Source organism: Streptomyces sp. NPDC001880 (assembly GCF_053594575.1).
In genome coordinates this window covers 1-3106 of sequence record NZ_JBSFET010000231.1, presented here as the reverse complement: position 1 = coordinate 3106, position 3106 = coordinate 1, and the positions used below count along the sequence as shown (strand labels likewise).

Here is a 3106-nt window from a genome sequence, read left to right as displayed (position 1 = left end):
CCCGGACGGTTGTCGCCCACCCCCGCACTCTGCGCCCCGGGGCCGCACACGCGACGGCGGCCTCCGCGCCCTCAGGCCAGCGAGGCCGCGAGGGCGGGGTCTATGGCGTACTGGAGAGGCTGGTCATGTATAAAGCGTCGGAGTTCGTCGAGCACAAGCTCTCCGAGACGATGACGTTCGGCCCCGAGTGCACCACCGAGGTGGGGCGTCAGGACCACGTTGGGAAGGGTGAAGAGTGGCGAGTCATGGGCGGGAGGCTCCGGGTGCGTGACATCGAGTACGGCGGTGAGGTCGGGTCTGGCGCGCAGGACCTCCGCCGCGGCGGTCTCGTCGACGAGACCGCCACGCGCGGTGTTGATCAGCGTCGCGCCCGGCCCCAGGGAGTTCAGCAGCCGTGCCCCGATCGTGCCGCGGGTCTCGGGCAGGAGGGGGGCGTGGAGACTGACGACATGGCTGGTGGCGAACAGTTCCTCGATGCCGACGAGCCGGACGCCTGCTTGCCGGGCGGTGTCCGGGGAGGCGAGGGGGTCCGTGGCGAGGACCTCGATGTCGAAACGGCCGAGGTGGGACGCGACGAGACGGCCGATGTGCCCGAGCCCGAGCAGGCCCACGCGTGACCGGTAGGCCCCCGGCACCCGGGGGTTGTGGGGGAAGCGACGACTGCTCGCCACCTCCCGGGTGATGCGGTGTACCTGCTTCAGACCGAGGAGGACCTGGGCGAGGGTGAACTCCGCCACCGGGATCGCGTTGGCCGGGGCGGCGGAGACGATCGGAATGCCACGCGCCCAGAACGCGGCGGTGGTCAGGTGCCGCACGGAACCCGCGGCGACGAGGACCGCCCGCAACCGGGGGGCATGCGAGAGGAGGGCGGCATCGAGCACGGGCGCACCCCAGCCCGTGAGCAGGACATCAACCTGCCGCAATACGGCCGGGTCCGCTCCGAGTTGCTCCCGCGTGAGGGGAGGTCCCGGCAGGTGTACGAGACCTTCGACTTCGGCCAGGACCTCAGTGGGGTAGACATCCGCCCTGCGTTCTTCCTCCATGACCAACAGGGCGGTCGGCCTGCGTGCCGGCTCGTTCATGACGTAACACTCCTCAGCTCCTCGCTGACAGACCATCAGCGAATCGACCTGCGAGCCCTGATCGGGCGCGTGGGGAAATGCCTGACCGGATGTTGAAGATTGGCGTGGCTTGTTCACTGCCTTGGTCGGTGTGCTTGCAGCACGATACATCGGATGATTGAAATCCCTCTGGTTGGAGTTCGATCGTCCCGTGCTTGCCGCCCGGGCTGCTGTCGCAATCGGGTGCGCCCGGCGTTCGGGTGGTCGATCGCCTCTCGGGGTGGTCGAACCGCCGGTTCTGTAGGTGCTTTCGCGGGCGATGGTTGGTGTTTGGCCTATTGCAGGGGTGCGGGACGGTGGGGGGTGGGTGCGGGGATGTGTCCGGCGAGGCTCTTGCGGGCCGACGTGAGACTTTTGCATTCATCGGACTATTGACCGAAGGATTCGGACGCGGTTAGCGTCCCGGCAAGCGCTTTCCAGGCCAGCTGTGATGCGGCGAAAACAGGAGTTGTCATGCAGAGATCGCGGTGGATCGGTGCGGGTGTTCTCGCTTCCGCACTGGTCCTCACCAGCTGTACGTCGGGGCCTGCGGGAGTGGATGCCAAGCAGAACTCGAAGGCACCGCTCGAACTGTGGACCCGGACGACACCGGGCGGGCCGGGAGAGCAGGGAGCGATCAAACTCGCTGCCGCCTTCGAGAAGGCCACGGGCCACAAGGTCGAGGTCACCGCGATCTTCGACGATTTCGAGACCAAGCTGCAGCAGCGCGCAGCGCAGAAGAACCTGCCCGACATCGTCATGAACGATGTGACGCAGCTCGGCGCCATGCACAGCCAGGGCCTGCTCCGGGAGATCGACCTGGACAAGATCAAGAACAGCAGGCAGGCCGTAGGCCAGGGACTGGACTCCGGCAAGAGTGTGGACGGCAAGCAGTTCGGCCTGCCGTACTCGGCGCAGGCGTCCGCGCTGCTCATCCGCAAGGACTGGCGGGAGAAGCTGAAGCTCGAAGTCCCCGAGAGCTGGGACGACTTCGCCGCGATGGCCGAGGCATTCACCACCAAGGACCCCGACGGCGACGGCAAGAAGAACACGTACGGCCTCGCCGCTCCGCTGTCCACCAAGCGCGGATACGCCTCCTGGTACTTCTCCAACTTCCTCTGGGCCGCGGGCGGAGACTTCATCACCGGGACCGAGGACGGCGCGTACAAACCCGCGATGACCACTGAGGAATCGGTCCGGGCCGTGCAGTGGTTCCGCGACCTCGGCTGCAAGTCCAAGGTCATCCAGCCGGGCGCCGTCACCATGGAGACCCCACCCACCAACGAGACCTTCGAGGCCGGCCGGACCGGGATGTTCGTCGTCGGTCCGTACCTGCTGCCCCGCTTCGACGAGACCCTCGGCAAGGACAAGTACGAGGTGGTGCCGATGCCCAAGGGGCCGAAGGACGCCACCGTGCTCGCCGAGGGCGGGTCCGTCTACCTGATGGCCGGCTCCGAGAACATGGCGGGCCAGGACGCCTTCGCCGACTTCGCCATCTCCGCCGAGGGCCAGAAGACCGGCATGGCGGGCGACACCGGCTTCACCGTGCAGCTGCCTGTCAACAAGACGGTGGACATCTCCAAGGTCCGACCCGACCCCCGCTGGAAGACCTACACCGAGATCTACCAGGACTCCGGCCGCTACGCGCCGTCCATCCCGAACTGGACCCCGGTGCGGCAGACGACCGCCGAGACCGTCAACGCGCTGATGGCCGACTGCGGCCTGGACACCGGGACCAAGCTGAAGGAGCTCGACAAGCAGCTCGCCGACATCCTCAAGGAACAGGGAATCGCCGCGTCATGAGTCTTGACCAGGCGGATCCGGCCGCCCTCCCGGCGGCCGGGACCGCCACCCGGAAAACGGGCCGCGCGGCCGGCGGGGCCGCCGGCCGCCGGGGGCCCAGCCGCCCGGGGGGCCGGGGGGGGTCGCCGTGGGGGTTGCTCGGGCCGGCCCTGCTCCTCTTGCTGTAAGTCAATTTAATCCCCATTGTTATCGCGCTGTGCCTG

General features: G+C 67.8%; 2 protein-coding genes. One reads left to right on the top strand and one right to left on the bottom strand.

Annotation, left to right across the window (positions count from 1 at the left end):
• Nucleotides 1–71: 71 nt before the first annotated feature.
• Nucleotides 72–1082, bottom strand: a complete 1011-nt coding sequence (locus tag ACWCQ6_RS36655) for a hydroxyacid dehydrogenase (RefSeq protein WP_451096761.1) — start codon at nt 1080–1082, stop codon at nt 72–74.
• Between the two features lie 492 nt (nt 1083–1574).
• On the opposite strand from ACWCQ6_RS36655, the gene ACWCQ6_RS36650 reads away from it, so the two are divergent.
• Nucleotides 1575–2903: a sugar ABC transporter substrate-binding protein gene (locus ACWCQ6_RS36650; RefSeq protein WP_451096759.1), complete on the top strand. Its 1329-nt coding sequence runs from the start codon at nt 1575–1577 to the stop codon at nt 2901–2903.
• The last annotated feature ends 203 nt before the right edge of the window (nt 2904–3106 follow it).